Source organism: Pantoea sp. UBA5035 (assembly GCF_002415245.1).
GTDB lineage: Bacteria > Pseudomonadota > Gammaproteobacteria > Enterobacterales > Enterobacteriaceae > Pantoea > Pantoea septica.
This window is the reverse complement of the sequence record NZ_DICD01000003.1, coordinates 411,443-437,193: the sequence shown is the minus strand read 5'-3', so window position 1 is coordinate 437,193 and position 25,751 is coordinate 411,443. Positions and strand designations below refer to the sequence as shown.

General features: G+C 54.5%; 20 protein-coding genes. 7 read left to right on the top strand and 13 right to left on the bottom strand.

Annotated features, from left to right (window positions below; all coding sequences use genetic code 11):
* Positions 1-257 precede the first annotated feature (257 nt).
* Both B3229_RS02900 and B3229_RS02895 read right to left on the bottom strand, forming a co-directional pair.
* Positions 258-734, bottom strand: a complete 477-nt coding sequence (locus B3229_RS02900) for an ester cyclase (protein WP_053092205.1) — start codon at positions 732-734, stop codon at positions 258-260.
* Between the two features lie 10 nt (positions 735-744).
* Positions 745-2,172: a gamma-aminobutyraldehyde dehydrogenase gene (locus B3229_RS02895; RefSeq protein ID WP_286868419.1), complete on the bottom strand. Its 1,428-nt coding sequence runs from the start codon at positions 2,170-2,172 to the stop codon at positions 745-747.
* Positions 2,173-2,494: 322 nt separating this feature from the next.
* Between B3229_RS02895 and B3229_RS02890 the strand changes: the two genes are divergently transcribed.
* Together B3229_RS02890 and B3229_RS02885 are read left to right on the top strand one after the other, a co-directional pair.
* The gene (locus tag B3229_RS02890; protein WP_033748378.1) at positions 2,495-3,220 is read left to right on the top strand and encodes a FadR/GntR family transcriptional regulator; all 726 of its coding nucleotides are present in this window, start codon (positions 2,495-2,497) and stop codon (positions 3,218-3,220) included.
* A gap of 23 nt (positions 3,221-3,243) precedes the next feature.
* Positions 3,244-3,936: a cache domain-containing protein gene (locus B3229_RS02885; protein WP_286868416.1), complete on the top strand. Its 693-nt coding sequence runs from the start codon at positions 3,244-3,246 to the stop codon at positions 3,934-3,936.
* Between the two features lie 138 nt (positions 3,937-4,074).
* Here B3229_RS02885 and B3229_RS02880 read toward each other — a convergent pair whose 3' ends face one another.
* The 3 genes from B3229_RS02880 to puuE all read right to left on the bottom strand — a co-directional run bounded on the left by B3229_RS02880 (position 4,075) and on the right by puuE (position 8,523).
* Positions 4,075-5,556, bottom strand: a complete 1,482-nt coding sequence (locus B3229_RS02880; protein ID WP_286868413.1) for an APC family permease — start codon at positions 5,554-5,556, stop codon at positions 4,075-4,077.
* A 240-nt stretch (positions 5,557-5,796) separates the two neighbouring features.
* The gene (locus tag B3229_RS02875) at positions 5,797-7,245 is read right to left on the bottom strand and encodes an NAD-dependent succinate-semialdehyde dehydrogenase (RefSeq protein WP_286868410.1); all 1,449 of its coding nucleotides are present in this window, start codon (positions 7,243-7,245) and stop codon (positions 5,797-5,799) included.
* Between the two features lie 12 nt (positions 7,246-7,257).
* Positions 7,258-8,523 (bottom strand): 4-aminobutyrate transaminase, encoded by a 1,266-nt coding sequence (gene puuE, locus B3229_RS02870; protein WP_286868407.1) that lies wholly within the window; start codon positions 8,521-8,523, stop codon positions 7,258-7,260.
* 102 nt (positions 8,524-8,625) lie between these two features.
* On the opposite strand from puuE, the gene B3229_RS02865 reads away from it, so the two are divergent.
* The 3 genes from B3229_RS02865 to B3229_RS02855 all read left to right on the top strand — a co-directional run bounded on the left by B3229_RS02865 (position 8,626) and on the right by B3229_RS02855 (position 13,449).
* The gene (locus tag B3229_RS02865) at positions 8,626-10,104 is read left to right on the top strand and encodes a PLP-dependent aminotransferase family protein (protein ID WP_286868404.1); all 1,479 of its coding nucleotides are present in this window, start codon (positions 8,626-8,628) and stop codon (positions 10,102-10,104) included.
* A 532-nt stretch (positions 10,105-10,636) separates the two neighbouring features.
* A complete protein-coding gene (locus tag B3229_RS02860) occupies positions 10,637-11,962 on the top strand; it encodes an APC family permease (protein ID WP_048785491.1) in 1,326 nt (441 codons plus the stop codon).
* Between the two features lie 59 nt (positions 11,963-12,021).
* Positions 12,022-13,449 (top strand): NAD(P)/FAD-dependent oxidoreductase, encoded by a 1,428-nt coding sequence (locus B3229_RS02855; protein ID WP_286868401.1) that lies wholly within the window; start codon positions 12,022-12,024, stop codon positions 13,447-13,449.
* A 207-nt stretch (positions 13,450-13,656) separates the two neighbouring features.
* Here B3229_RS02855 and B3229_RS02850 read toward each other — a convergent pair whose 3' ends face one another.
* Together B3229_RS02850 and B3229_RS02845 are read right to left on the bottom strand one after the other, a co-directional pair.
* Complete coding sequence (locus B3229_RS02850) at positions 13,657-14,367, bottom strand: lysogenic protein (RefSeq protein ID WP_286868398.1); 711 nt, start codon at positions 14,365-14,367, stop codon at positions 13,657-13,659.
* Positions 14,368-14,815: 448 nt separating this feature from the next.
* Positions 14,816-14,983 (bottom strand): hypothetical protein, encoded by a 168-nt coding sequence (locus tag B3229_RS02845; protein ID WP_286868395.1) that lies wholly within the window; start codon positions 14,981-14,983, stop codon positions 14,816-14,818.
* Positions 14,984-15,335: 352 nt separating this feature from the next.
* Here B3229_RS02845 and B3229_RS02840 point away from each other — a divergent pair, with 352 nt between their 5' ends.
* Positions 15,336-16,928 (top strand): methyl-accepting chemotaxis protein, encoded by a 1,593-nt coding sequence (locus B3229_RS02840; RefSeq protein WP_286868393.1) that lies wholly within the window; start codon positions 15,336-15,338, stop codon positions 16,926-16,928.
* A 54-nt stretch (positions 16,929-16,982) separates the two neighbouring features.
* Here B3229_RS02840 and B3229_RS02835 read toward each other — a convergent pair whose 3' ends face one another.
* Genes B3229_RS02835 through B3229_RS02825 form a run of 3 tightly spaced genes read right to left on the bottom strand, consistent with a single transcriptional unit; the run spans position 16,983 to position 20,083 of the window.
* A complete protein-coding gene (locus tag B3229_RS02835) occupies positions 16,983-17,924 on the bottom strand; it encodes a sugar phosphate isomerase/epimerase family protein (protein ID WP_048785496.1) in 942 nt (313 codons plus the stop codon).
* A 9-nt stretch (positions 17,925-17,933) separates the two neighbouring features.
* The gene (locus tag B3229_RS02830) at positions 17,934-19,112 is read right to left on the bottom strand and encodes a Gfo/Idh/MocA family protein (protein ID WP_286868389.1); all 1,179 of its coding nucleotides are present in this window, start codon (positions 19,110-19,112) and stop codon (positions 17,934-17,936) included.
* A gap of 47 nt (positions 19,113-19,159) precedes the next feature.
* Positions 19,160-20,083 (bottom strand): substrate-binding domain-containing protein, encoded by a 924-nt coding sequence (locus B3229_RS02825; RefSeq protein ID WP_286868386.1) that lies wholly within the window; start codon positions 20,081-20,083, stop codon positions 19,160-19,162.
* 370 nt (positions 20,084-20,453) lie between these two features.
* On the opposite strand from B3229_RS02825, the gene B3229_RS02820 reads away from it, so the two are divergent.
* On the top strand, positions 20,454-21,464 hold the full coding sequence (locus tag B3229_RS02820) for a LacI family DNA-binding transcriptional regulator (RefSeq protein ID WP_204372957.1): 1,011 nt from the start codon (positions 20,454-20,456) through the stop codon (positions 21,462-21,464).
* Between the two features lie 132 nt (positions 21,465-21,596).
* Here the strand turns inward: B3229_RS02820 and B3229_RS02815 are convergent, their stop codons facing one another.
* The 3 genes from B3229_RS02815 to B3229_RS02805 are packed head-to-tail and all read right to left on the bottom strand — an operon-like array spanning position 21,597 to position 25,711.
* Positions 21,597-22,397, bottom strand: coding sequence for an inositol monophosphatase family protein (locus B3229_RS02815; protein ID WP_048785501.1), 801 nt, complete (start codon positions 22,395-22,397; stop codon positions 21,597-21,599).
* 21 nt (positions 22,398-22,418) lie between these two features.
* A complete protein-coding gene (locus B3229_RS02810; protein WP_048785503.1) occupies positions 22,419-23,480 on the bottom strand; it encodes an ABC transporter ATP-binding protein in 1,062 nt (353 codons plus the stop codon).
* Positions 23,477-25,711, bottom strand: coding sequence for an ABC transporter permease (locus B3229_RS02805; protein ID WP_286868380.1), 2,235 nt, complete (start codon positions 25,709-25,711; stop codon positions 23,477-23,479). Before B3229_RS02805 ends, B3229_RS02810 begins: the two co-directional genes overlap by 4 nt.
* Positions 25,712-25,751: the final 40 nt, after the last annotated feature.

Below are 25,751 nucleotides of genomic sequence, written 5' to 3'. Positions count from 1 at the left end.
GTAATTTTTTTTCCAATACCGATTCCGCCTGAACGGATTTAACAGATAGCTCGCTACGCTGAACAGAAAGGAATACAACTGCCTGGCCGGATTTTCGGCTATTAATGAAGGGCAAAAAAGAATTGACTAATAAAAAGTGGAGGTAGTGCAAGCGGCGCACGAACGCACTATGTTCGCCCGCTATACAGCCGCTGAGCTTCCGGTCTACCGTCCTGTTCTTCTCCACGCCTGCTGGTGGAGAAGAACAGGCGCCTGCGTTACGGCTTCTTCGCTTCCAGTTCAGCCTCTAGCTTTTTCGAATCATAATAGTCGCCCTGATAAGCAATCTTACCGTCGACAACCTTGATAAAACTGACGCCTTCAAACTTGATATCGTTGTTGGTGGCTGGCGCGCCCGCCCATTCACCGGAGTTCTTTCCGCTAAATTCCCACTGAAAAGCGATGGTGTCCTGGTTGAAGACGGGCTTGCTGGTCATCTTCCACTGCAGGTCGGGCACCGCCCGGATAAACGCGCCGATCACCTCTTTTTCCGCACTCTGCTGCCCCTTGACCGGCGAGCCAGTTGCCGCGTCGTAATAGACAACATCTTTCGCCAGATACTGCGCAGCCTGTGACGCGCTGTGGGCATTCCATGCGGCCATATAACTGTTTATCACGGACTCAGGCGACGCTTTTGCCATCACGCCGCATGAGATAAGCGCCAGAGAGAGCGCAGCGATTCGAATCGATTTCATCTTGCTTCCTTTAGTCGTTGATGTCGCACATGATGTGTTTTACGCGGGTGTACTCATCAAGTGAGTAAGAAGAGAGATCTTTACCATAACCCGATTTCTTAAAGCCGCCGTGCGGCATTTCCGCACACAGCGGGATATGGTTATTGATCCACACCGTGCCAAAATCGAGTTCGATGCTGAAACGCTGCGCGCGGCCGTGGTGCCGGGTCCAGACGCTGGCCGCCAGTCCATATTCCACATCGTTGGCTTTGTTCAAGGCGTCCGCTTCGTCAGAGAAGCGCTGGATGGTCATCACGGGACCAAAAACTTCATGCTGGATGGCTTCGTCATGCTGGTGAAGGCCAGAGATGATGGTGGGTTCGAAGTAGAAGCCCGGTCCTTTTCCGGCGCGGCCCCCGGTTTCGATTTTGGCATGCGCAGGCAGGCGCGCGATAAAGCCGCTTACCTGTTCCAGCTGGTTACGGCTGTTTAACGCGCCATAGAGGGCATCGCGATCGTCGGGCGTGCCGAAGGTAATGTTGCGCGTCCGGGCAACCAGCTTTGCAAGAAAATCGTCATAGGCTGACTCCTCAACAAGGATGCGCGTTGCAGCGGTGCAATCCTGACCGGCATTGAAAAAACCGGCCGTGGTAATCGTCTCAACCGCCTTATCCATATCGGCATCCGCAAAGACGATAACCGGCGCTTTGCCGCCTAGCTCAAGATGTGCTTTGGTCAGGTTTGCGGCGGCGGAGGCGGCAACCTGCAGTCCGGCCCGCACCGATCCGGTAATCGAGACCAGCGACGCCACAGGATTTGACACCACCAGCGAACCCGTCTCCGCTTTACCCAGCACGACGTTAAACGCGCCGGCGGGAAACAGGGGCGCGGCCAGTTCAGCAAGCAGCAAAGTGCTGACGGGCGTCGTATCGCTTGGCTTCAGGACCACCGTATTGCCGGCGGCCAGCGCCGGGGCGATTTTCCACACGGCCATCATAAAGGGGTAGTTCCAGGGCGCTACCTGTCCAACGATGCCAAGCGGCTCGCGACGGATCACCGACGTGAAGCCGGCAGCGTACTCGCCGGCCGCCTTGCCTTCCAGGCAGCGAGCGGCGCCCGCAAAAAAGCGGATAGCGTCGCATGACGCCGCGATCTCCTCTTTCTCAATAAAATGTTTGAGCTGCCCCGTTTCTTTACTTTGCCATTCTGCCAGGCGGGTGACGTTTTTTTCGATTTCATCCGCTAAACGGAGCAGCGCTTTTTGTCGCTCTGCCGGCGTCGACTTTTTCCAGACTGAAAACGCTTTCTCAGCCGCCGCGTAAGCGAGATCGACTTCCGCCTTGCCGCCATTGGGCGACTGCGCATAAATTTCACCATCAACCGGACTGACCAGATCGAAAAAATCGCTTCCCTGACTTGATACATACTGCCCATTGATAAAGTGCTGTAGGGTTTGCATCGCCTTCTCCGCTTACGTTAATACATAAAAGATATTATGTAATATATTATAAGGCGTTGTTTCAATGCTCGTGTCCCTACAATATGAAGCGCATCGCATTTCTAACAAATTGATTACAATCCGCTCAGCCGCTCCTGCACGCTGGTTAACACTATGCAGGTAAAGGCGCTATGTACCCGGCGGCATTGGCTAACAACGGCAGCAGGATGGCCTGCTAACTTTCGGCATCTTTTAACAAACTATTGACGTTATTTACTTCTTTCGTGACAGGTATGTTTATGCTAAGTATGGCGGCCTGTATAAGGGACTTTCAGAGAAGATTATGATTACTCACGCGGTTATATTCGCTCCTATCGGCCAGGCCAGCCGTTCCGATCAAATCGTTCAGCGCCTGACCAACGCCATCGTCACCGGCCTGCTTGAACCGCATGAACAGCTGCCAAATGAGTCGGATCTCGCCAGGATGATGGGCGTCTCCCATATTACCATCCGCGAAGCCTTGAATACCTTGCGCGCCAACGCGCTGATACATACGGTGCGCGGCCGCAACGGCGGCAGCTTCGTCTGCGAAACCGTGCCCGAATCGGGCAAGAATCTTCACCCCTTTCGCAGCATCAGTACGGATTACCTGGCGGACCTGGGAGAGATGCATTGCGCGATCATCAGTCACAGCGCGAGGCTCGCTTCGAGGAGGATGACTCACGCGGATTTGAATCGTCTTCTGGAATTTACCGAGGTGCTAACGAACGCTGAAACGCCCGAGCAGCGAACGCAGGCGGATATGCGCTGCCTGCTGGCGATCGCGGCGAGTTCGCAATCTGCCCGACTGGCCAACCAGGAGCTGCAGTTGCAGGCGGAATGGGCTTCACTGGTCGCCGCGCTTTACCGCTCCGATGACATTCATCGCGAAGTCATCGCGCTTTACGCCGGGCTGACGGATGCGCTCGCCGCGCATGCAGAGCAGCCTGCCGTTCAGGCCGCCACACAGCTTATCGATACGTTCACCGACTATTTATTAGAAAAGAAAATGAATTATCACTCTGAATAATCACCGTATAGGCAGTGTAGAAAATGAATCACTCAGAGCACCTTAGCGCGCTAACCCGTAAAATTGACGACATCATTAACTCCACTGTCGAAAGTACTGGTTTATTAGCAGACGAGATCAGGCAATCTCTTAACGTTCATCAGGAAAGCCGCCCTGAAATGTTGCTGGAGCCGGGCGTTAAAGCGGCGATCCAGTCTTACATCAAAAAAACGCTTAACCATCACCACTACTGCTCGGGAACGGGCTTCGCGAGCCACATTGAAAGCGCCGGCACGGTGCGGGAGTACTGGCTGCTGGAGTGGTGGTATAAAAAAGATAATGGCTTAAAGCAGGTGAGTCTCGATCTTGACCAGGCGACGCAGCAGCGACTCGATTTCCGCACCTTTGAATGGTTTAAAACCCCCGTCTCGGAAGGCAAAGCCTATATCCACGGCCCCTACGTCGACTATATCTGCAATACCTCGCTGACGCTGACCGCCGCCGTGCCCGTGCTTATTCAAGGCCAGGTGCTGGGCGTCGCCGCGCTCGATATTCTCGTCAGCCGCGTTGAAGAAGAGCTGCTGCCACTCTGCGGCAAGGAAAAATTGCTCCTGACCAACCTTGACGGCAGGATCATTTTTTCAACTAATCCACGGTTGCGCATCGGCGAACTCTTCAAGGCGGACGAGCGGAAACCGGTCTACCAAAACAGCTACGTGCTTCTCTACCAACTGTAGCCCTGCCCGTCAGCGTTCAGGCGAAAGCAGCCTGAGCGCCATGCCTTCTCTGTCAGGACGCAAAAAAAAGCCGTAGCGTGAAAGCTACGGCTCAGGATGATGCACTTAAAGACAGTGTCGACAGCGAGCGTAAATTTTTTAGAAGCCCTCTTTTGCCCGGAGCCTGGTGGCGTGCTCAATGGCGTCGTTTTCCGGCGCGCTGGAACGCCCAAACGGTTTGGCAATCATCATATAAAGCAGGCCGGCGATCAGTACCACCGCCAGGCCCACCAGCACCGTCCAGCGATCCAGGAAGCTATTGCCGTCGGCAGGCTGTGCGAGGAGCCAAATTCCGCACAGGCCATAGATCAGCGCGAAGAGATTGACGATGAAACCCCAGGAGCCGAGCGTCCACTCGCCTGCCGGTTTCCAGCCTTTCAGACGCTGGCGTAGCGCGGCCAGCACCACCAGCTGGAAAGAGATGTAAATACCGATCACGGCGAACGCGGTGATGCGAGAAAGGTTATCCGGCTGGAAGTAGACCCAAACGCAGATGATGACGGGCAGGATGCAGCTGACCAGCATGGCGTTATCCGGCACGCTGTTTTTGGAAATTTTCGCCATCCATTCGCTGCCGGGCAACATCCTGTCGCGTGAGAAAGAGAAGATCAGACGGCTTAGCGCGGCCTGAAGCGAGAGAATGCAGGAGAGCATCGCGATGATTGCGACCACGATAAACACCGTGGCGCCCGTGCTTCCCAGCGCCTCGTTAAGAATAGCCGGGATGGGATCGGCGATTTTACCGGTGACGATATTAACCAGATCGGGCGAAGAGAGCAGATAGCCCATGACCGAAATCACCGCTGAAATGGCGCCGAAAACGATGCTCAGGATCATCGCCAGGGGGATCTTTTTGCCTGGATTTTTCACCTCTTCCGCCACGTTGCCGCAGGCTTCGAAACCAAAAAACATAAACAGGCCCATCAGCGCGGCGGACATGAACGCCGTCGTGTAGCTGCCATCTTTAGCGATCACGCCCATCGAGTCGAAGAGAACGGAGAACGGCTGAGAGCGATGGAAGATCAGCAGATAGATGCCCAGCGCGATCACGCTGACGATTTCACACCAGAAACCGATCTTCGCCACGCGCGCCAGGTTTTTGGTACCCGACATATTCACGCCCATCATCATCAGCAGCAGCACCACCGAGGTCATCAGCAGATTAAGCGGCGTCTGGGCAAAATGAAACAGCGAGGCGACGAAGGTTGAGGTGTATTCAGCAATGGAGGTAATGGTGACCACCAGCGCCCACAGATAGATCCAGGCGGCGATCCACGCAAACTTCTTGCCCCACAGGCGTCTCGCCCAGGGATATAAACCGCCGGTAATCGGATACTGAGAAGCCACTTCGCCAAACACCAGCGCCACCAGCAGCTGTCCGCATGCGACAATCAGGATCCACCAGACGGCGGGCGGCCCGGCCAGGGTAACGGCAAGCGCAAACAGCGAATAAACAGCCGTCAGAGGCGAAAGGTAGGTAAAGCCGAGGGCAAAGTTAGAGATGAGTCCAATAGATCGCTTGAACTGTTCTTTGCTTTCGGGCTGATTATTATAAAGATTTTTTTCAGGTGTCTGTTCCATATGTCGTTCTCTTTAATGGCATAATCGCAGGCGATAGAGACTAATTTATAAAACATATTAAGTTATATGTATATTGCGCATGTCACAGTTTTGTTAAACATTTACAAGTGATTTGAGCGGCGGCATGAAACCGCTTAAGAGGAAAGTTGCCCCGCGCGGCGGGGCAAAAACGAGAGGAAAAAAAACGACGATAAGCGCTATCGTCGTGGCTCTTAAGAGCAAAGTACTACGGCATCAGGTTTACAGAGCGACGCAAACATATTTAATTTCGAGGTATTCATCCATGCCGAAGCGCGACCCTTCGCGCCCTAATCCGGACTGCTTAATGCCGCCGAAAGGCGCGACCTCATTGGATATCAGGCCGGTATTGACGCCCACCATGCCATATTCCAGCGCCTCGGGAACCAGCCACTGACGGCGGGCATCGCGCGTAAAGATATAGGCGGCCAGACCAAATTCCGTATCGTTGGCATAGCCGATCGCTTCTTCATCGCTGCTGAACTGGAAAAGCGGCGCCACCGGACCAAAGGTCTCTTCGCGCGCAAAACGCATCGACTGCGTGACGTCGCCGATCACCGTCGGCATAAAGAAATTGCCGCCCAGCGGATGGCGTTTTCCGCCCGTCAGCAGCGTTGCGCCTTGCTCCAGCGCATCGCTGATATGCGATTCGACTTTGCTGACCGCCTTCTCATCAATCAGCGGTCCCTGCTGGCTGGTTTCATCCAGACCATTGCCGACTTTAAGTGACTGGACCGCGTTCACCAGCGCATCCGACAGCGCGGCGTAAATGCCGCGCTGCACATATATCCGGTTAGCGCAGATGCAGGTCTGGCCGCTGTTGCGGAACTTCGAGGCCATAATGCCGCTCACAGCCTGCTCAATGTCAGCGTCGTCGAAGACGATTACCGGCGCGTTGCCGCCAAGCTCAAGGGAGAGCTTTTTAATGCCCGGCGCGCACTGCGCCATCAGGATGCGCCCGGTTTCGGTCGATCCGGTAAAGCTCAGTTTGCGAACCGTGGGATTCTGACAAAGTTCGCCGCCTATCGCCCGCGGGTCGCCGGTGAGCACCTGCAACACGCCGGCGGGCAGGCCAGCCTCTTCGCCCAGCTTTGCCAGCGCCAGCGCCGTCAGCGGCGTCTGCTCCGCGGGCTTGACGATAATGGCGCAGCCGGACGCCAGCGCGGGCGCCACTTTGCGCGTGATCATCGCCGCCGGAAAATTCCATGGCGTGATCGCCGCGCAGACGCCGACAGGCTGTTTGGTCACGACATAGCGCTGCGAAGCGTTGACCGGCTGCAATATCGCGCCGTCCACCCGACGGGCTTCTTCCGCGAACCACGTCAGGAACGACGCCGCGTAGCCGACCTCGCCCCGCGCTTCGGCCAGCGGTTTCCCTCCCTCTGAGCTCATCAGGCGGGCGATATCCTCACGCTTTTCCTCGATCAGGGCAACCCAGCGGTGCAACACCTTAGCGCGTTCGCCCGCGGTGCGACGTTTCCACTCGCGCTGCGCCTTTTGCGCGCCCTCGATGGCACGCTCTGTTTCAGCACGCCCCATCAGCGGCACGCTGGCAATGGTCTCGCCTGTCGCGGCGTCTGTTACGGCCAGCGTCGCGCCCGAATCGGCGCTGACCCACTGGCCATCCACCAGGTTTTTCTCGATCAGAAGAGCCGGATTATTCAGTTTCATCGCTTCGCTCTCCTACTGTTTCGTCACGGATTCGATAATTCTCAGCGCCGCTTCGAACTGGGCGTCTGGAATGGTCAACGGATAGAGGAAGCGGATCACGTTGCCATACTGGCCGCAGGTCAGCAGCAGCAGTCCCTGCTCAAGCGCCAGCTTTTGAACTTTTTGCGCCGCGGCGGCAGACGGCTCGCCGGTCTGCGCGTCGCAGAATTCCGCCGCGATCATCGATCCCAGACCGCGTACTTCCGCCAGCTCGGCGCACCAGGCCTGACAATCCCTTAATACCACGCGCAGGCGCTCGCCCAGCGCGTCGGCGCGCTGACAAAGCTTTTCATCCTCAATGATATCCAGCACGGCGTGCGCGGAAGCCACCGCCATGGGATTGCCCGCATAGGTGCCGCCCAGACCGCCCGGCGCCGGCGCGTCCATAATCTCTGCTTTGCCCACGACGCCAGAGAGCGGCATACCGCCCGCCAGGCTTTTCGCCATGGTCATCAGGTCGGGCTGGTGCTGATAGTGATCCATGGCAAACAGCTTGCCGGTGCGGGCGAAGCCGCTCTGTACCTCGTCCGCGATCATAACGATGCCGTGCTTGTCGCAGATTGCACGGATAGCGGCAATCAGCTCTGGCGGAGCCACATTAAATCCGCCCTCGCCCTGTACGGGTTCAAAGATAATCGCCGCGACCTGGGTCGGCTCAATATCGCATTTAAACAGGCGCTCGATGGCGTTGACCGCATCAGCGGTGGTCACCTTATGCAGTTCGGCAGGATAAGGCACATGAAAAACCGAACCCGGGAAAGGCCCGAAACCGATTTTGTAAGGCGCCACTTTGCCCGTCAGCGCCATCGTCATATAGGTGCGCCCGTGGAAGCCGCCGCCGAAGGCGATGACCCCAGGGCGTTTGGTATGGGCGCGCGCGATTTTAATCGCATTCTCCACCGCTTCGGCGCCGGTTGAGAAAAAAGCGGTTTTTAGCTCGCCCTGGATCGGCGCGGCGGCGTTGATTTTCTCCGCCAGCGAAATGTAGCTCTCGTAAGGCACGATCTGATAGGCGGTATGGGTAAAGGCCTTAAGCTGTTGCTCCATCGCCTCCACCAGGCGAGGATGACGATGCCCCGTGTTGAGTACGGCGATGCCTGCGGCAAAATCGATATACTGATTTCCCTCGACATCCGTCAGCGTACTGTTTTCCGCCGAGCTGGCGTAGAAGTTACACATTACGCCCACGCCGCGCGGCGTGGCATTCAGACGGCGCTGCTGAAGATTGTTATTACTCATAGTAAGCCCCTTCCCTTCACAATTTATTTGAACTCTTGGGGACAATCTGTCAGCGTTTGGTACCTTATTCGAGAGCCAAATCATTTTATTTGCAGGATCCAAATGCACTCACTTGCTGGAGATGTGATCAGACAAGCATTTTTTAACGGCACGGAAGGAAAGCTGCATAAGCGATTGTATATCGCCATTTGCAACGCCATTCTTTCGGGCAATCTGACGCCCTCTTCGCGCATGCCGCCGACTCGCGATCTGGCCAGTGAGCTTGAGCTGTCGCGCAATACGGTACTGCGGGTGTATGAGCAGCTGCAGGCGGAGGGCTATATCTCCTCTCGTGCGGGCAGCGGAACGGTCGTCACGCACAGCGTGCTCGATAATTTAGAGTGCCGGCCTGCCGTGAGTCAGGATGAGGCGCCCGCTGAGGACTATTCCCTGCTGTCGGAGCGCGGCCTGCTGTTACTGGAGCACGCCAGCGCAAGCCCCAGACAGTGGGGAGCCTTTTTACCCGGCGTGCCCGACGTTGCGAACTTCCCTCACCGCGTGCTAAAAAAATTCTACGACCGTCAGGCTCGTCAGCTGTCCCCGGCGCTTTTAACCTATGACACCACGGGCGGCTCCGAGGTGCTTAAAGCCGCTCTGACCGATTACCTGCGCACGGCGCGCGGCGTCCAGTGCACGCCGGATCAGATCCTGATTACCGAAGGCATTCATCAGGCGCTCGATCTGGTGACGCGCTCGCTCTGCAATCCGGGAGACCGCGCCTGGACAGAGGAGCCTGGCTACTGGGGAATCAAAAATATCCTGCGTATGAACGGTGTTGAGATCGTCACCATGCCCGTGGACGAACAGGGGCTGATCCCCGACGGTGAGGGGATCGTCCCGCCTGAGCTGATCTTTGTTACGCCCTCTCACCAGTATCCTCTGGGTTCGGTGATGAGCCTGAGCCGCAGGCAGCAGCTGCTGGCGCAGGCGCGTAAAACCCATAGCTGGATCGTGGAAGATGACTATGACAGCGAGTTTCGCTTTGCCGGCCAGCCTATTCCCGCGTTACAGGGTCTGGAGGCCAACAGCTCGGTGATTTACGTAGGCACCTTCAGTAAAACCCTCTATCCCGCACTCCGGCTCGGCTATATGGTTTTGCCTGAGCAGCTGAAAACACCGCTGAAAAGAATGCATAGCGAGCTCTATCGCGGCGGACATCAGCTGACGCAGGCAGCGCTGGCCGATTTTATCCGGGAAGGCTATTACGCGGCGCACATACGGAAAATGCGTCAGCTGTATAGCCGTCGCCGGCAGGTTCTGGTGAATTTAATCAACAACGAATTAGGCGGCGGTTTTTTAGGCCAGTACAACAGCAATGCCGGGCTGCATTTGATTTTGCAACTGCCCGCAGGCGTGGACGACGTCACGCTGGCGCAGCGCGCCAATCGCCAGGGTATCCTGGTGCGCGCCCTGTCGAGTTATTATGCCGGCGAAAAAAGCCAGTCAGGCTTATTGCTGGGCTTCGCCAGCATGGAGGAGAGCGAAATTCATACCCAGTTCCACAGGCTGGCCGCGCTAATCAAAGAAGCGCAGCAGGCGTAAGCTCTCGACAGGCGTTTTTTACCGCTGGCGCTGAAGCGGTAGCCACATCAGCAACGCTTCAGTGCGTTTTATCCTCCGAGCCTGAAAAAGTGACTGTGCCTGCGCTCATCTGGCTCGCTCCGCCTCACCTCACTCCGCTAACTGTCTGAATAATCGGTATTCATGGGCGAGAAAGGCAACAGCGATGCGGCATGAATCTAAAATGGCTTACATTACATCGCGATAAGACAAATTTAACATTTTTGTGACACCAACCATATACATATATAATATTATGTTTTATATATTGTCATATCAGGATTAGCAGCTGACCTGATAAACCAGCAGAGAGGCTAAATCATTCTCACTCCCGCTGTGAGGAGCTGGTTGCCCATAGCGATCATGCTGGAATAGCAGACATGATGAATTTTTAACACCTTAAACTGGACACGCTAAGAGACAGGCCCGGTTCACTACGTTGCGCATCTTTCTAATTGCTAAATGCTTCAGAGGTTAAAAGTCATTCAACTGAAATTTCGAGTGAGATATTGCTATGAGATTAAAAGAGACAAATAGCGCCTGCCTCTCATTATGGCAGGTTGTCATTATCGGCATCGCTTATATGACACCGATGACGGTATTTGACACTTTTGGGATCGTTTCAAATATAACGGAAGGAAGAGTGCCGCTGGCTTATCTGCTGGCGCTGGCCGCAGTATTATTGACGGCAATTAGCTATGGCAGAATGGTTCGTCTGCATCCCTCGTCGGGATCGGCTTATACCTATGCGAGAAAGGTGTGTGGCAATAAAACCGGATTTATCGTCGGCTGGTCCTCCCTGCTGGATTATGTTTTCCTGCCGATGATAAACTCATTGCTGGCGGGGATATATTTACAGACTCTGCTGCCTGAGGTGCCTGTCTGGCTTTCTATTTTAGTGTTCACCTCGCTGGTTACCTTCGTTAACTGCTGCAATATTAAAACGCTGGCAAATGCGAACTTCATATTTGTCGGCATTCCGGTCATTCTTATGGGCGTCTTTATCTATTTCGTCATCCATAATCTCCTCAGGGATTATGGCGATAGCCATATCTTTACTACGCAGCCCCTGTTCAACGGGCATAACAGCATTATCCCGTTGATCAGCGGCGCGGCGGTGCTCTGTTTCTCCTTTCTTGGCTTCGATGCCGTTACAACGCTCACGGATGAAACCAAAAGCCCGGTCAGCACCATCCCTAAAGCGGTGTTTTATACGGCGCTGAGCGGAGGCTGTATCTTTTTTGTCGCCGCATGGTTTATCCAACTCTACTTTCCGGACAACTCGCAGTTTAAAAACCCCATGGAAGCGCTGCCGGAAATCGTATTGAACGTAGGCGGCAAACTGTTTCAAACGCTGTTTCTAATCGCCATTCTGCTCAATACCTTTGCCTCAGCGCTGGCTTCCCACGCCAGCGCCGCCAGGCTGTTGCATATCATGGGTAAAAACAACAACCTGACGCACCGCTTTTTCGGCTACCTGCATCCTGCAAATAAAAACCCGGTCTACTGTATTTTATTGATCGGCCTGATATCGCTGACCGCGATTTTTATCCAGCTCGATACCGCCGTCTCCTTAATCAGCTTTGGCGCGTTAGTGGCTTTTAGCGCGGTCAATTTATCCGTCATCATACACTTTGCCATTATTAAAAAAGAGACTATTGGTATAAAGAAAATATTCCACAATATTCTTTTGCCGCTGGCGGGTCTGGGCTGCGTCGCCGTTATGTGGGTTAACTTAAGCTTTGATGCCTTTATATTGGGCCTGACCTGGGCAACTTTAGGTCTCGGCTGGATCCTTTACTGTAGTTTTACCAAAAAAGAAGTCGCTATATCTGAATAAACAGGTTTTGCATTCACAGTGAAGTCTCCTGTGGTACACGCTACTTACCGAGAAAACATATGAGTGGAAATAAAACGTTAATCAAGCCGCAATTAATATCTGACGCGAAAATTACCATGATGAGTCAGGCCGACCCAGATGCAGACTGGAACTGGGTGCGAAATAAAGAGGATACGCAGATCAGCGATCCTGGAAACCCCGCAAATTACTACGAGTCGACACTTGCACCCTGGATCGACTTTCCCTCTTTGAAAAAAGAGGAAGAGTGTGAACTCGTAGTGATCGGTGGCGGGCTGCTTGGCGCTTCAACCGCGCTTCATCTTTCTGAAGCGGGTATTGATACCATCCTGCTGGAAAAGAACACCATCGGTTCTGGCGCCTCTGGCAGAAATGGCGGACAGCTCACGCCTGGCCTGGCGCGCTGGGAAGCCGAGTCGATGATTGAACATCTCAGCTTCGAAGAGGCGAAACGCCTGTGGCATTTTACCTCGACGGAAGCCATGTCGCTGATTGATGAAATCGCGCAGCGCTACGATTTAAATTTCGACCGTCATCACGGCCATATCACCGCCGCCGTTCATCCCGGACATATGAATGCACTGGTACAGGGCGTTGATGCCAGGAAATTCCTTGGCGAAGATAATGTTAACGTGCTCGGCAGCTATGAGCTGCAGGAACATATCAACTCTGACTTATATTATGGCGGCGTGTTAGATAACCTGGGCGGTCAGGTACACTCATTAGCCCTGAATCGCGGGCTGGTTTATGGTTTCCTGAAAAATGGCGGCAGCGTCTATGAACATAGCGAAGTCATTAAAATTGAGAAAACCAGCAGCGGCACCCGAGTGATTACCCCTGAGGGGGTCATTCTTGCTAAAAAAGGCGTGGTAATTGCCGTACATGACGCCACCCATAAACTTCTCGATGAAAACAAAGAAACCACGATCCCCTTCTATACCTATGTCGGCGTCACGTCTCCTGTAGCAGGCGGTTCAAAAACGCTGCTGCCCACGGGAAAGCCCGTTTACGATACCCAGTTGCAAATCGATTATTATCGCCCCGTGCGCAATGAGAGGATCTTATTCGGCGGCCAGGGAACGGGTCTGCGCTGGGATGACAGCAGAACGGTGGAATATTTAACCTCGAGCATACGCGCCGTTTTTCCCGAACGGGACGATATCGAACTCGATTTCGCCTGGAGCGGCACCACCGACTTAACCCTGAATGGCGCCACGGACTGTAGAAGAAACGGCAATATTTATTCGGTTCATGGCTGGAGCGGCCACGGCATCGCGCAAACGGTCAGGATCGGCAAAGCGATTAAAGATGATATCCTTAAGGCCAATAAAGATTTCGCCATGCTGACCACCATCAAGCATACGCCGCTCATGATAGGTCGCGCGCTGGCGCCGGTCGCCATCCCGCTCGCCAAAACCCTGTTAGGGATTACTACAAAGATTGCTCCTGGCAAGATGATTTCGTTCTGACATGCACCTGCCGCTCAGGCGGCAGGTTTTTTATAGCGGCTAATGAGGTATGGGATGTAAAAAAATAAGCAATTAATCAAAATTTTTAGAATGAATGTATATCATATCAAGAAGTTTGCGTAGTTCATAAATATAAAACCATATTTAAAACATATCTAATTCATTGCGATATTCAGCATTTTATTAACTTGTGTCAAGTGTGATATTTTATATCTTCGTGCGCTCTCTACCATTAATTCTTACTTGTTTGGGGTCGAGATAGTCAAGCAAATCAATTAATGCATGTTGTAATCTTAGCAGGCGAGGACGATAATCATTTATATTTCCTGTCATTTTCATGACTTCTCCTTTCAATTCCTCAAATAAAAACTCATTGCAAAATGCGTCTTTTTTTAAGAACTCCCCATATCCTATACAGTTATACCCTTTATCTATTTTTGTTAACATTTGCTCACCAAGAGCTCTTTGCTCTCCCGCAAAAAAAACAAAACTAGCGCCAAGGGTATCGGTTTGCATTAAAGAATATATTTTACTTTGTAGTTCAGATAATTCTCTAGTTCTTAAATCATTTTCAAGATTCAGGAATTGAACATCAATGCGAGCAGCTTCAGTCCATGCAAAGAATTGAGCTACAAGAAAAACAGTATTATTTATCACATAATTTTTATTTCTGACACTTCCATTATGGTAATATCTTTCTATAAAATTACCCTCCAGTATATTGTAAATCCGACTTTGTAGGTCTGCAGCTGATCGAATTAATGGTTCAAGGTAATACTGATGCTTCCTTCTTGACTCTATAGAATTATTTATTTTATTGACCCTGTTCTGATTGAAAGTGGTAATTCCAACAGATATTGCAACAGAAGCTATAGCAAAAAAACCGCTGATTATGCTCGAAATTAAAGTCACGTTCATCTATCAAATCCTCTTTGAAAATACTGTCATTTTTTATAGACTAACATTTTACTATAAACATAGTGAGACTTGTCATTCAATTTATCTAGTGAACGTTTATACCTAGAACTTGCGAAAAAGGCAATATTATGAAAACAGATTATAATGTTAACTCGCTATCAGACAGCGTTTTTTCCTTCACATTAAGTAAATTAATCAAGAGTTCGTGCCTTTCCAATGTAAATAGAATAGATTAATCCAGAGCATTACCCCAAAAAAACATATGCTACGAAATATATACAATGCGTTTTGTCTAAAAACCAGGCTACTTTACTAAAAAAGATAGCAAAAAAGTAGTTGCATTGAAAACCTGTCACATTGCAACAGCAGAGCATAACAGATTACATCTTATGCATAATATGTGAAAACGCAACATGACAGGCTAACAATCAGCTCGGTTATCCTCGCTTTATAAGCTGATTTTAAAACAATACTTCCACTGAATAAGCGCGCCGATAAGCAGGTACATTTCCAGAATTTCTTCCTGGGAAGCGGTGTCAACTTGCTCCTGACTTCCCGCAGAAAGCGCACGAACAAGGTCAGCGAAAGCGGCTGAGATAGCTGGATAGGCTTCCATATTTTTTCCCTGTGTTAATTGCTTTAAACCCTAGAATTTTTCTAATCAGGCTAAATCGTGTAGTCGATAGTAACAAATGCAACATTCATGTATATCAAATGCAACATTACAAAAATCGACTTCGCAATACCAGAGAAAAGTAAGCCTTCCGTGAGTAAAAGCTGGACCTAATACCCCCTCTATCACGTAATGAAGTGTCACTCGCGCTGCTTACTCCCTTCTGTTCGCCTGTTCGACGCACCTGACGCGCCCGTATGGATGAAGCCAGAAAACATGTGTCCGGCATAATCACTAACGGAAAGAAATTTCCTGCCGATAATCTCATCGACTCTTCTCTTGCGGACCCACACCTATGTTCAGAAATCTCAGACTGACGACCGGCGTTATCGCAGTGCTTATTATTTTTACGCTCCTGCTGGCTGTGACCGGCGCGCTTTTTTACGCCTCAGCCCTCAAGGCGGACAAAAACTTTGTCACCGCCCAGCAGCTGACTCAGCAGCAGCAATATCTGGGCGATACGGTCCAGACGCTGATCAAGACGCGCGTGACCATCACCCGCGTCGCGATTCGCTTTTTAAAAAACCAGAAAGATCCTGCTTCGCTTGCCGCTATAGCGACGCTGCTTAATAAAGCGGAAGGAACGGCCGACGATGCTCAGAAGCTATTCAAAAGCTGGCAAGCCATTCCGCCCAGCGTCGGCCAGAGCCCGCAAGAAGCCGAAAAAGTGGTCAGCGCCTGGCAGGAGATGTACTCCACCATGAAAGCGTCGATAGGTTTTCTCAGGCAGGGAAATTATCAGGCATACGGCAATCTCGATGCGCAGCGGGTGCAGGATCAGCTCGATCTGGCCTATGAGAGCTGGCGCGCGCGCAATAATGACCTGATGAAGCAGACCTTTCAGCAGAACCAGCAGAGCCTGACGGATGCGCTGCGCACGCTGCTGGTTATCGCGCTGTCAGCCTGCGCGATTATTCTAGCCGTCTGGGCGGGACTCAAGGCGCTGCTGCTCGGCCCGGTAAACCGGCTTACCGGTTATATGCGCGCTATCTCGGCCGGCGACCTTGCTTCGGAGATCAAGAGCGAGGGCCGTAATGAACTGGGGCTGCTGGTCACCGAGATGCAGCTGATGCGGGACGCGCTGATTACCACGCTCAGCTCTGTAAATGAAGCTACCCGTGCGATCTTCACCGGCGCATCAGAAATCTCTTCTGGCAGTACGGATTTGTCGTCGCGTACCGAGCAACAGGCGGCCGCGCTGGAAGAAACCGCAGCCAGCATGGAGCAGATCACCTCTACGGTGAAACTCAACGCCGAGAATGCCCAGCAGGCTTCCGCCGCCGCCAAAGAAGCCTCGGGCATGGCCACGCACGGCGGAGAGACCGTGGATCGGGTCATCGCTAACATGGAAGAGATCAGCGAAAGCTCGGCGAAAATCGCCGGTATCATCGGCATTATCGATGGCATCGCTTTCCAGACCAATATCCTGGCGCTCAATGCCGCCGTTGAAGCCGCCCGTGCAGGCGAACAGGGTCGCGGATTCGCCGTTGTGGCAGGAGAGGTGCGTTCCCTGGCGGGTCGCAGCGCCAGCGCCGCGCAGGAAATAAAAACGCTGATTGAACAGTCGGTGCAGCGCATCAAAAGCGGCGCCGGGCACGCCTCGGAGGCCGGGAAGTCGATGTCTGGCATCGTCACCTCGGTTAACCGCGTGACCCTGCTGATGGAGGAGATCGCCTCTTCCTCTGCAGAGCAGACGCGGGGTATCGAGCAGGTGAGCAAAGCCGTGTCAGAGATGGATGGCGTGACGCATCAGAATGCGTCGCTGGTTCAGCAGTCTGCCAGCGCCGCGGCCTCGCTTGAAGAGCAGGCGATGCATCTGCGACAGGCCGTCGCAACCTTTAAGATAGGCACCATGGTGGCGCAAAGCGTGCCGCAGCCAGCCGTTTAATCTTGTGGTATCCCGCTATGGCTGCCGTCCAGCACGGCAGCCATAACAGCGATCTTACTGACTGATGGTCTGCTGAAGGGCGGCAACGGATGAGGTGATACCCGCTTCCACCGACATGGTTAAATCTTCCATCTCCAGCGAAACCCACTCGTTATAGCCCATCATGCGCACCACCGAGAAGAACTCTTTCCACCACTGAAGATCCTGACCGCAGCCTACCGCCACATAGTTCCAGGCGCGATTCGCGACATCCTCCACGGGTTTGGTTTCCAGCAGACCGTTTACGTTGACCAGCCCACGCTCCAGCCGCACATCTTTGCCGTGGCAGTGATGTATCGCCGGTCCCAGCGCGCGCGCTGCGGCAATCGGATCGGCACCCATCCAGATCAGGTGGCTGGGGTCGAGGTTCATCCCCACCATCGGCCCCACGGCGTCGCGCAAGCGGAACAGGGTTTCCGGATTCCAGACCAGCATCGAGCTGAAGTTCTCCAGCGCGAACTTCTCGACGCCGCAGGCTGTTGCCCGTTCAGTCAGCCCCCGCCAGTAGGGAATAGCCACCTCGTTCCACTGGTAATCCAGGCAGTTTTTCAGCGTCGGCGGCCAGCTGACGGTATAGGTGATCCAGTTAGGCACGGTATCGTGCGGGCTGGCGGGCGGCAGGCCGCTCATCATCACGATTTTCTTCACGCCGAGCTCGCCGGCGAGGCGCAGCGCGTTTTCCGTATCCTGCTGATGACGCTGGCCCAGCTCGCCGGGATCGAGGGGGTTGCCGGAAACATTCAGCGCGGCGATGGTCATGCCGCGACTTTCGATAGCCTGAAGAAACTGCTGGCGCCTGGTAGCGCTTTCCAGCAGCGCGGCCGTGGGAACGTGCGGCGCAGCGGACCAGCCGCCCGTGGTCATCTCTATGCCATAGACGCCGAGTTCAAGCAGCTTATCCAGCATTTGCTCAAACGGCAGATGGCCGAGACTGTCGGTGCAAAAAGAGAGTTTCATTGCCGTTCCTTATTCGTAGTTGACCCAGCTTGCGCCGCTGTCCGCGGAGCGCACACAGTTTTCAATCCAGCGCACGCCTTCAGCGCCCGCGTTGATATCGGGGTAAATCAGCCTCTCCAGCGTCTTGCTGTCGCCGCGCTGCGCTGCGCTGATTGCGACAGCAAACTTCAGATAAATGTTGGCCCAGGACTCCGCCAGCCCTTCGGTATGCAGCGCCCCAAGACGCTCATCCGCCAGGGCGCTTTCATCGAGATAGGGCATCCCGTGATGCAGGGTCTGGTTGGGCTGGCCCTGTACCTCGAACTTCAGCTCGCCCGGGTGAGAGTCGCTCCACTCCAGGCTGGCGCGAGAGCCAATAACGCGGATGCTCTGGCTGTCCATCGATCCGGCATTGATAGCGGAAGCCCACATCCGCCCTACCGCACCGTTTTCGTAATGCATCAGCACCATCGCGTTATCCTCCAGCGGCGCGCGAGACGGAATAAAGCTCTGGCGATCGCACAGCAGGCTTTTGATTTTCAGATCGGGCAGAACCAGCTGGGATATGTAAAACGTGTGGGTGGAAATATCCCCCAGCACAAAAGAAGGCCCGGCGATTTTCGGGTCGACGCGCCACTTCTGCGCATCGCTGAACTTGTCGGCGCTGTCGCTGGCGCTGAAGCCGTGGGTGTACTGCAGCTCGACCATGCGTACCTCGCCGATTTCGCCTTTCGCAATCATCGCGCGCATCTGCATCAGAAGCGGATGGCCGGAGAAACCATAGGTGACGCCGACAATCAGCCCTTTTTGCGCCGCCAGCGCCTTGATTTCCTGCGCTTCTGCGGAGGTAAAGAACAGCGGCTTTTCACAAATCACATGCACGCCAGCGTTTAGCGCCGCCCGGGCAATCTCAAAGTGAGTGCCGTTGGGCGTGGCGATCGTCACCGCTTCAACGCCGTTCTCGCGCTTCGCCTCTTCTTCCAGTAGCTGCTGATAATTGTCATAACAGCGCTCGGCAGGTACGCCGAGATTGACGCCAAACTCGCGGCCGCGCGCGGCGTCAATATCAAAGGCGCCAGCCACCAGCTGGAAAGCTGTGTTATCCCGTAGCGCGCCAGAGCGATGCTTATAGCCGACCTGGCTAAGCCGACCGCCGCCGATCATGGCCCAGCGTAGCGGGCGGGGAATGCTTTTTTCACCGTTTAACATAGGTTCTCCTGTTTTTTGCAACCGGGTGCAATGCGGGTTAAAAAAACTTATTTTTGATTAAGTTTGCTGAACTGCGCGTAATTCTCTTTGGTCACGGTTTGATACGGGATCCAGTGATAGTTCTCCGTTTTCTGCTTATTAAGCAGCTGCGAGGCCACCTTCACCGCACCCGTCGCCTGCGCGCGGGCATCCTGAAAAACCGTTACCGCCATTTCGCCATTTTTAATGAACTGAAGACCATCCGGCGTACCGTCGATACCGGCCACCAGGACATTCTTTTTTCTCGCCTGATTCAGCGCCATGATGGCGCCAATCGCCATTTCGTCGTTATTGGCGACAATCGCATTGACTGGCGTGCCGTTAAGCACCCAGGCTGAAACCACGTCCACCGCCTCATTGCGCTGCCATTTGGCGGTCTGTTTCTCCACCACCTTCATCTCTTTGTGCTGCGCGACAAACGCTTCGACGGCCCGGGTACGCTCGCGCGCCTCCTCGTTCGACAGTGCGCCCATCAGGATGGCGATATTGCCGCGGTAATTCATCAATTTGGCCAGCGCTTCGATCTGCATTTTTCCACTGAGGGCGGAGTCCGAGCCGACATAGGCCATGGCGCCGGTCAGCGGCACTTCGGGCTTACGGTTGACGAAAATCAGCGGTATTCCTGCGTTCTTCGCCGCATTGATCATCGGAAGGACGCCTTGCGTATCCACCGGGTTAAGAATGATGGCGTCCACGCCCTGATTGATAAAATCATCAACCTGCTGCACCTGCAGCGCGACGTCCCCTTTGGCGTCCGAGAACTGCCCTTTCATCCCCTGTACATCCAGCTCGTGCATCATCTGCGTGCGCAATATCGAAACAAAATTCAGGTCAAAATTCGCCAGCGCTACGCCAACCTGCGCCGTTTTTGCCTGCACCGCACTGCTCAGCGTTAGAGTGATCAACATCAGTAAACAGAATGTCTTATTCATCGTCAGGCCCTGTCAGATAGGATTTTTACGTCCTCAAGGTAAAGAGCGACCGCTTTCTGCTCAGACTCTCTTCAGTCTCTGCCCGCCTGTAAATCCCCTTATTGCACCCGGGTGCAAAAAAGTTTGCACGCGTGTTAATCAGGCTTGCGGGCACATCTCTGCTGAAGACGCCTCGACAGTGAGTCAGATAAAAAATTTAGTCAACATTGCTTTAACCAAATGCATACGCACGATCACAAAATTTTTGCAACCGGGTGCACGAACCGATGTTATGCTGTAAAAACTTGACGCTAATGGCATAACAGATCCTGATAAACAGTAGAAGCAGGCTGATTCACTTAACCTTTTTGCCTATAAAGACAGGCCCCGAATGACGACCAAATCCGTAAAACGACAAAAAATCACCGCCAGCGATGTCGCCATGCGCGCCGGCGTATCGAAATGGACGGTATCGCGCGCCTTTACTCCCGGCGCCTCTATTTCCGAGAAGGCGCGTGAGGCCGTTTTGTCTATCGCCGAGGAGCTGGGCTATCGCCCCAACCTGCTTGCCCGCGGACTGTCGCAGAAACGCACTCATATCATTGGCGTGGCGATTGATGAACTGAAAAACCCTCACTCCATGCTTATGCTGGACGAAGTGACCCGTCAGCTTCAAAAGCGCGGCTATATGGCGCTGCTGCTCAATATTACCGGCGACAATTACGCGGCCGTTATGGCGCTTGCCGATCAGCTCCAGGTAGATGGCATCCTCTTCCTGGCGACGGTGCTGACGCCCGAATTCGTCTCGATCGCCACAGAGATGCATGACGTTCCGCTGGTCCAGGTCGGGCGCAACGCTGAGGGACAAAAAATCGAGACGGTGAATATTGACGACTATCAGGCTGGCCGCGTTATCGCCCGTCTGTTAACCGAACAGGGCCATAAGCGGTTCGGTTATATAGCTGGCCCAGGCAGCGAGGCGGAACATCTGCAGCGGAAAAAAGGATTTTGCGATGAACTGCAGGCGCGTGGATTCAAGCTGGCGCTTGAATTCAGCGTCGAACACTACGATCGTCAGCTAAGTTCCGCCCTTATGAAAGCGTATTTGCAGCGAACATCCGCCGCTGAGCGCATTGAGGCGCTCTTTTGCGAGAACGACATACTGGCGTTAGGCGCATTAGAATCGCTGCGGGACGCGGCAGATAATCCGCCACTTGCTGTAGTAGGCTTCGACGATATTGATGAGGCGGCCTCTGCCGGATGGCAGCTGACAACATACAGTCAACGCCTTGACCTGCTCATGGCAGAAGCGCTTAACCGCCTGATAGACGGGAAGGAAAACCCGGATGGCAGCTGGAAACAAGGCGAGCTGCGCATTCGGCGTTCGCATCTGAAACGCTGAACGGGCAGGTAACGTTAACGATCGGCAATCACACCCATTCGCCATCCAGCACCAGAGAATTCACGCCAGCCGGAGAGGCTTTCGTGCCGATTATCAATACGCCTGACCAGGCTGACGTCAGGCGTATTCATGCTAAACGCCGGCGATTTTCTTCAGCTCATCGCGGGCGCCGGGCGCAACGGCCAACACTTTTGCTCCTTTCGTTAAGCGCTCGCCTTCCGTGTTAAAAGGTAAATACCAGCCGCCGGCTTCGCGCACCAGGCAATACCCTGCCATGCAATCCCAGGCATGCATGTAAGGCTCCAGATAGCCCACCACCCGCCCGGCCGCGACCCATGCCAGCATTAACGCGCCCGACCCGATGCGAATAAAATTTCCGCCTGCCGCTAACAGTGCGGTCAGCAGTTCGCCTACGGCTTGCGGTGTAACGTAACTGTTCGCGCCAAAGCCGACCACATGATTTTGCAGCGTTCTGTCAGGGTCAACCTGCAAGGCGCGACCATTGAGCGTCGCGCCCTTTCCTGTCGCGGCAACATAGCATTCGTCAAAGCATGGCGCGAAAATCACGCCAATCACCGGCTCCCCCTGATACAACACCGCGATAGAAACACACCAGTTCGGCATTCCGTTAAGAAATGGGCTGGTGCCATCAATAGGATCGACCACCCAGGTAAAGCCCGACGTGCCGGGTTGTAAGCCGAACTCCTCGCCCAGAAAACCGTCTTCCGCAAATGTCTCACGGATACGGGCATCAATCATCTGTTCCACATCGCGGTCGGCCCTGGAGACGACATCCTGTAGATCTTTTTTAGTTTCTACCACTAAACTGTCGCGCTGGTGAAACCAGCTCAGCGCAAGACTCCCGGCGTCGCGCGCCGTTTTTTCTGCCAGCGCCAGACGCGTCATCAATGCACTATTATCAAGCTCACTCATATTGTTTCCTTCATGGCCGGTTTAGGGGACGATCAGCGCCAGTCCCTGTGGTTTAAAATCTACGTTGACGTTCGCAGCAAGCGGCAGTCGCTGCTCCATCTGGTTATCCACGATAAACAGCGCCCCGAGAGGGGTTTCCACTTCATACTCAATATGATCGCCTAGCCAGGTGGCATGAATAATTTCGCCCGGCAGCGCACCTTCGCCAGAAGGGCACAGCGTAATGAACTGCGGACGCACCGAAAGCTGTGCTTTTCCCGGCGTGGCGCCGCTGCCGCGCACGCGATAAAGTCGCTTGCCAAGGCGAACCATCGCCTCCTCACCCTCCAGCGACTCCACTTCACAGGCCAGGATGTTGGCCTCTCCCATAAAATCGGCGATGAAAACCGAATTGGGCGACCGATAAAGCGTTTCGGGCGCGCCCTGCTGGGCGATTTCTCCTTCTTTCATCACGATGATTTTGTCGGAGACGGCCAGCGCTTCCTCTTGATCGTGCGTGACGTAGACCGCGGTAAAGCCCAGACGCTGCTGCAAATCGCGAATATCTGTGCGCACGCGGCGGCGCAGTCGCTCATCCAGATTAGAAAGCGGCTCGTCCAGCAGCAGCACCTGCGGTTCCAGTACCAGCGCGCGCGCCACCGCAATACGCTGCTGCTGGCCGCCGGAAAGCTCCGACGGCAGTCGTTCCCCCTGATTTTCCAGCCCGACCAGCTTTAGCCCTTCCCGCGCGCGATCACGCGCTTCACGCTGACTCATGGCACCGGAAAGCAGGCCGTACATTACATTTTCCAGCGCCGACATATGAGGAAACAGCGCATAGGACTGGAACACCATCGCAACGTCGCGCTCGTTGGCAGGCAGATGCGTTACCTCTTTGCCGCCAATCAAAATGCGCCCGGAAGTGGGATGCTCCAGACCTGCCAGCAGACGCAGCGTCGTGGTTTTGCCACAGCCGGACGGGCCCAGCAGCGTCACCAGCGTGCCGGCCTCCACCGTTAGCGAGAGGTCCGGCACGGCGGTAAACCCGGCAAAGCGTTTAGCGACATGTTCAAAGACAACGGTTCCTGCTTTTGCTGTGCTCATACGGCATTCTCCTGAGTTAATGACGTTGGTGCGCCGGGCGCTGCGGCGATTACGCTGCTTTTGGCTGCCCGACGCAGGCGTCGTTCGCCAACCAGCAGCTGAAAGAGCGCAATGATGGCGAGCATCACGACGATCAGCACAGAGGAATAGGCTATCGCCACGCCATACTCACCATTTTCGACCAGGCCAACGATGTAGGATGTCGCCATGTTGTACTGCGCGCTGACCAGAAAAATCACGGCGCTGATAGAGGTAATGGCACGGACAAAGGCGTACACCAGCGCAGCGCTGATGGCCGGTTTCAGCAGCGGCAGCACGACTTTGCGCAGCGTGCGGAAGCTGGTTGCGCCCAGCGTCAGAGAGGCTTCATCCAGACTTTTATCGAGCTGGCTCATGGCGGCTATTCCGCCGCGCACGCCGACGGGCATATTACGGAAAACGAAACAGACGATGAGAATTAACGCGGTGCCGGTGATCTCCAGCGGCGGCAGGTTAAAGGCCATCACGTAGCTGACGCCGATAACCGTGCCGGGAATGGCAAAACTCAACATCAGGGCAAATTCAAACGCCTGACGTCCGGCGAACTTCTGCCGTACGATAAGCCATGCGGTCAGTAACCCGACGATAGCCGTCAGGGGCGCCGCAATCAGGGCAATTTCAATCGTGGTCCAGAATGAGTTCCACGCAACGCCGCTCCAGACCAGATGTCCCTCCTGCAGCGTGATGCGAAAGGCGTGAATGTAGTGCTCCAGCGTCAGGCTGTTATCCAGTCCCCATGACTGTACAAACCCGCCAACCATAATCATGCCGTAGACCACCAGCGTGAACGCGCCCCAGGGGATCACCAGTCCGTAAATGCCTACGCGCATCGGCCTGGGTAACACGCTATGCGTGCCGCCATCGCCTTTGCCGGTCACGGTGGCGAAATTTTTGCCGGACAGCCACAGACGCTGAATGATAAAGGCGCACAGGGTAAAACAGAGCAGGATCATCGCCAGCACCGCGGCCCTGCTGGGATCGTTTTGCGCGCCGACCACAGAGAAAAAGATCTCCGTCGAAAGCACGCCGTGACTGCCGCCCAGCACCATCGGATTACCGAAATCGGCCATACTTTCGATAAAGCCGATCAGGAAAGCATTTGCCAGCCCCGGCGCCATCAACGGCAGCGACACGCGAGTAAAGGTGCGCCAGCGGTTGGCGCGTAGGGTTTGCGAGGCCTCTTCCAGCGACGGGCTAATTCCTTCCACGACGCCAATTAAAACCAGAAACGCCACGGGCGTAAATGACAGCACCTGGGCGATCCAGATACCGGTCATGCCATATAACCAGCGGCCGGGCTCAATGCCGAACAGCGTCGCCAGATAGCTGGTCACCACGCCGGAGCGGCCAAACAACAGGATCAGCGCCAGGCCGATGACAAATGGCGGCGTGATGATCGGGAGGATAGTAAGAAGACGCAGCGCTTTTTTGAATGGCAGCGCGGTGCGCGTTGCCGCCAGCGCAAAGGCCAGCCCCAGCAAAGTGGAACCGGTAGCGGTCATCAGCGCCAGCATCAGCGTGCGCCAGGCGGTTCCGCAGGTGCCGCCTGCAAGACAAGACAGACTCCATATCGATGGGTCGCCCATATTCGCCAGCAGGCCATCTGGCTTGAAGCTACCGTCCACATCTTGCACCGACACCACAAACAGGCTCAGCACTGGATAGAGCACGAAGGCGCTGACCAGCGCCACCAACAGCACGATAGAGGCGACCACAAAGGCATCACCTCTCAGCACGCCGCGCTCAGCCAGGGCAAACGCGAACAGCAGCAGAAAAGTGGTCAGCATCAGCAGCGCGCCTGCGCCAAAAGCGGGCTGGCCTTGCTCCAGCGTTCCCATCACGCTTTCCAGCCACGCCCAGCTCCAGCCGCTGTAGCCAATGGCATGGCCCTCTGCGATCATAAACAGCACGCCGATGGCGCTAACGCCTGACAGCAAAGCGCTTCGCCATGCGCGGTTTTTAATTAATCCGCACAGAGCCGCAAGGGCAAGCAGCCCTATGACAACAGCGAGCCATGGACGGCGCCAGACGACCGTTTGCCACAATGCCGGGGCGGCGGCTTCGTCGTGCCAGAGGCCGCCGAGCCATGATAAATCAAAAAAGCCCGCCTCAAGGCTGTACCACGGAAGCAGCGTTAACGACACGGCCCCCAGAGCCAGCGCGCCGGTTAAGCGCCGGTTATTTGCATTCATGAATCACCTCGACCTGAGCGTTCAGGCTGAAGCGGACATC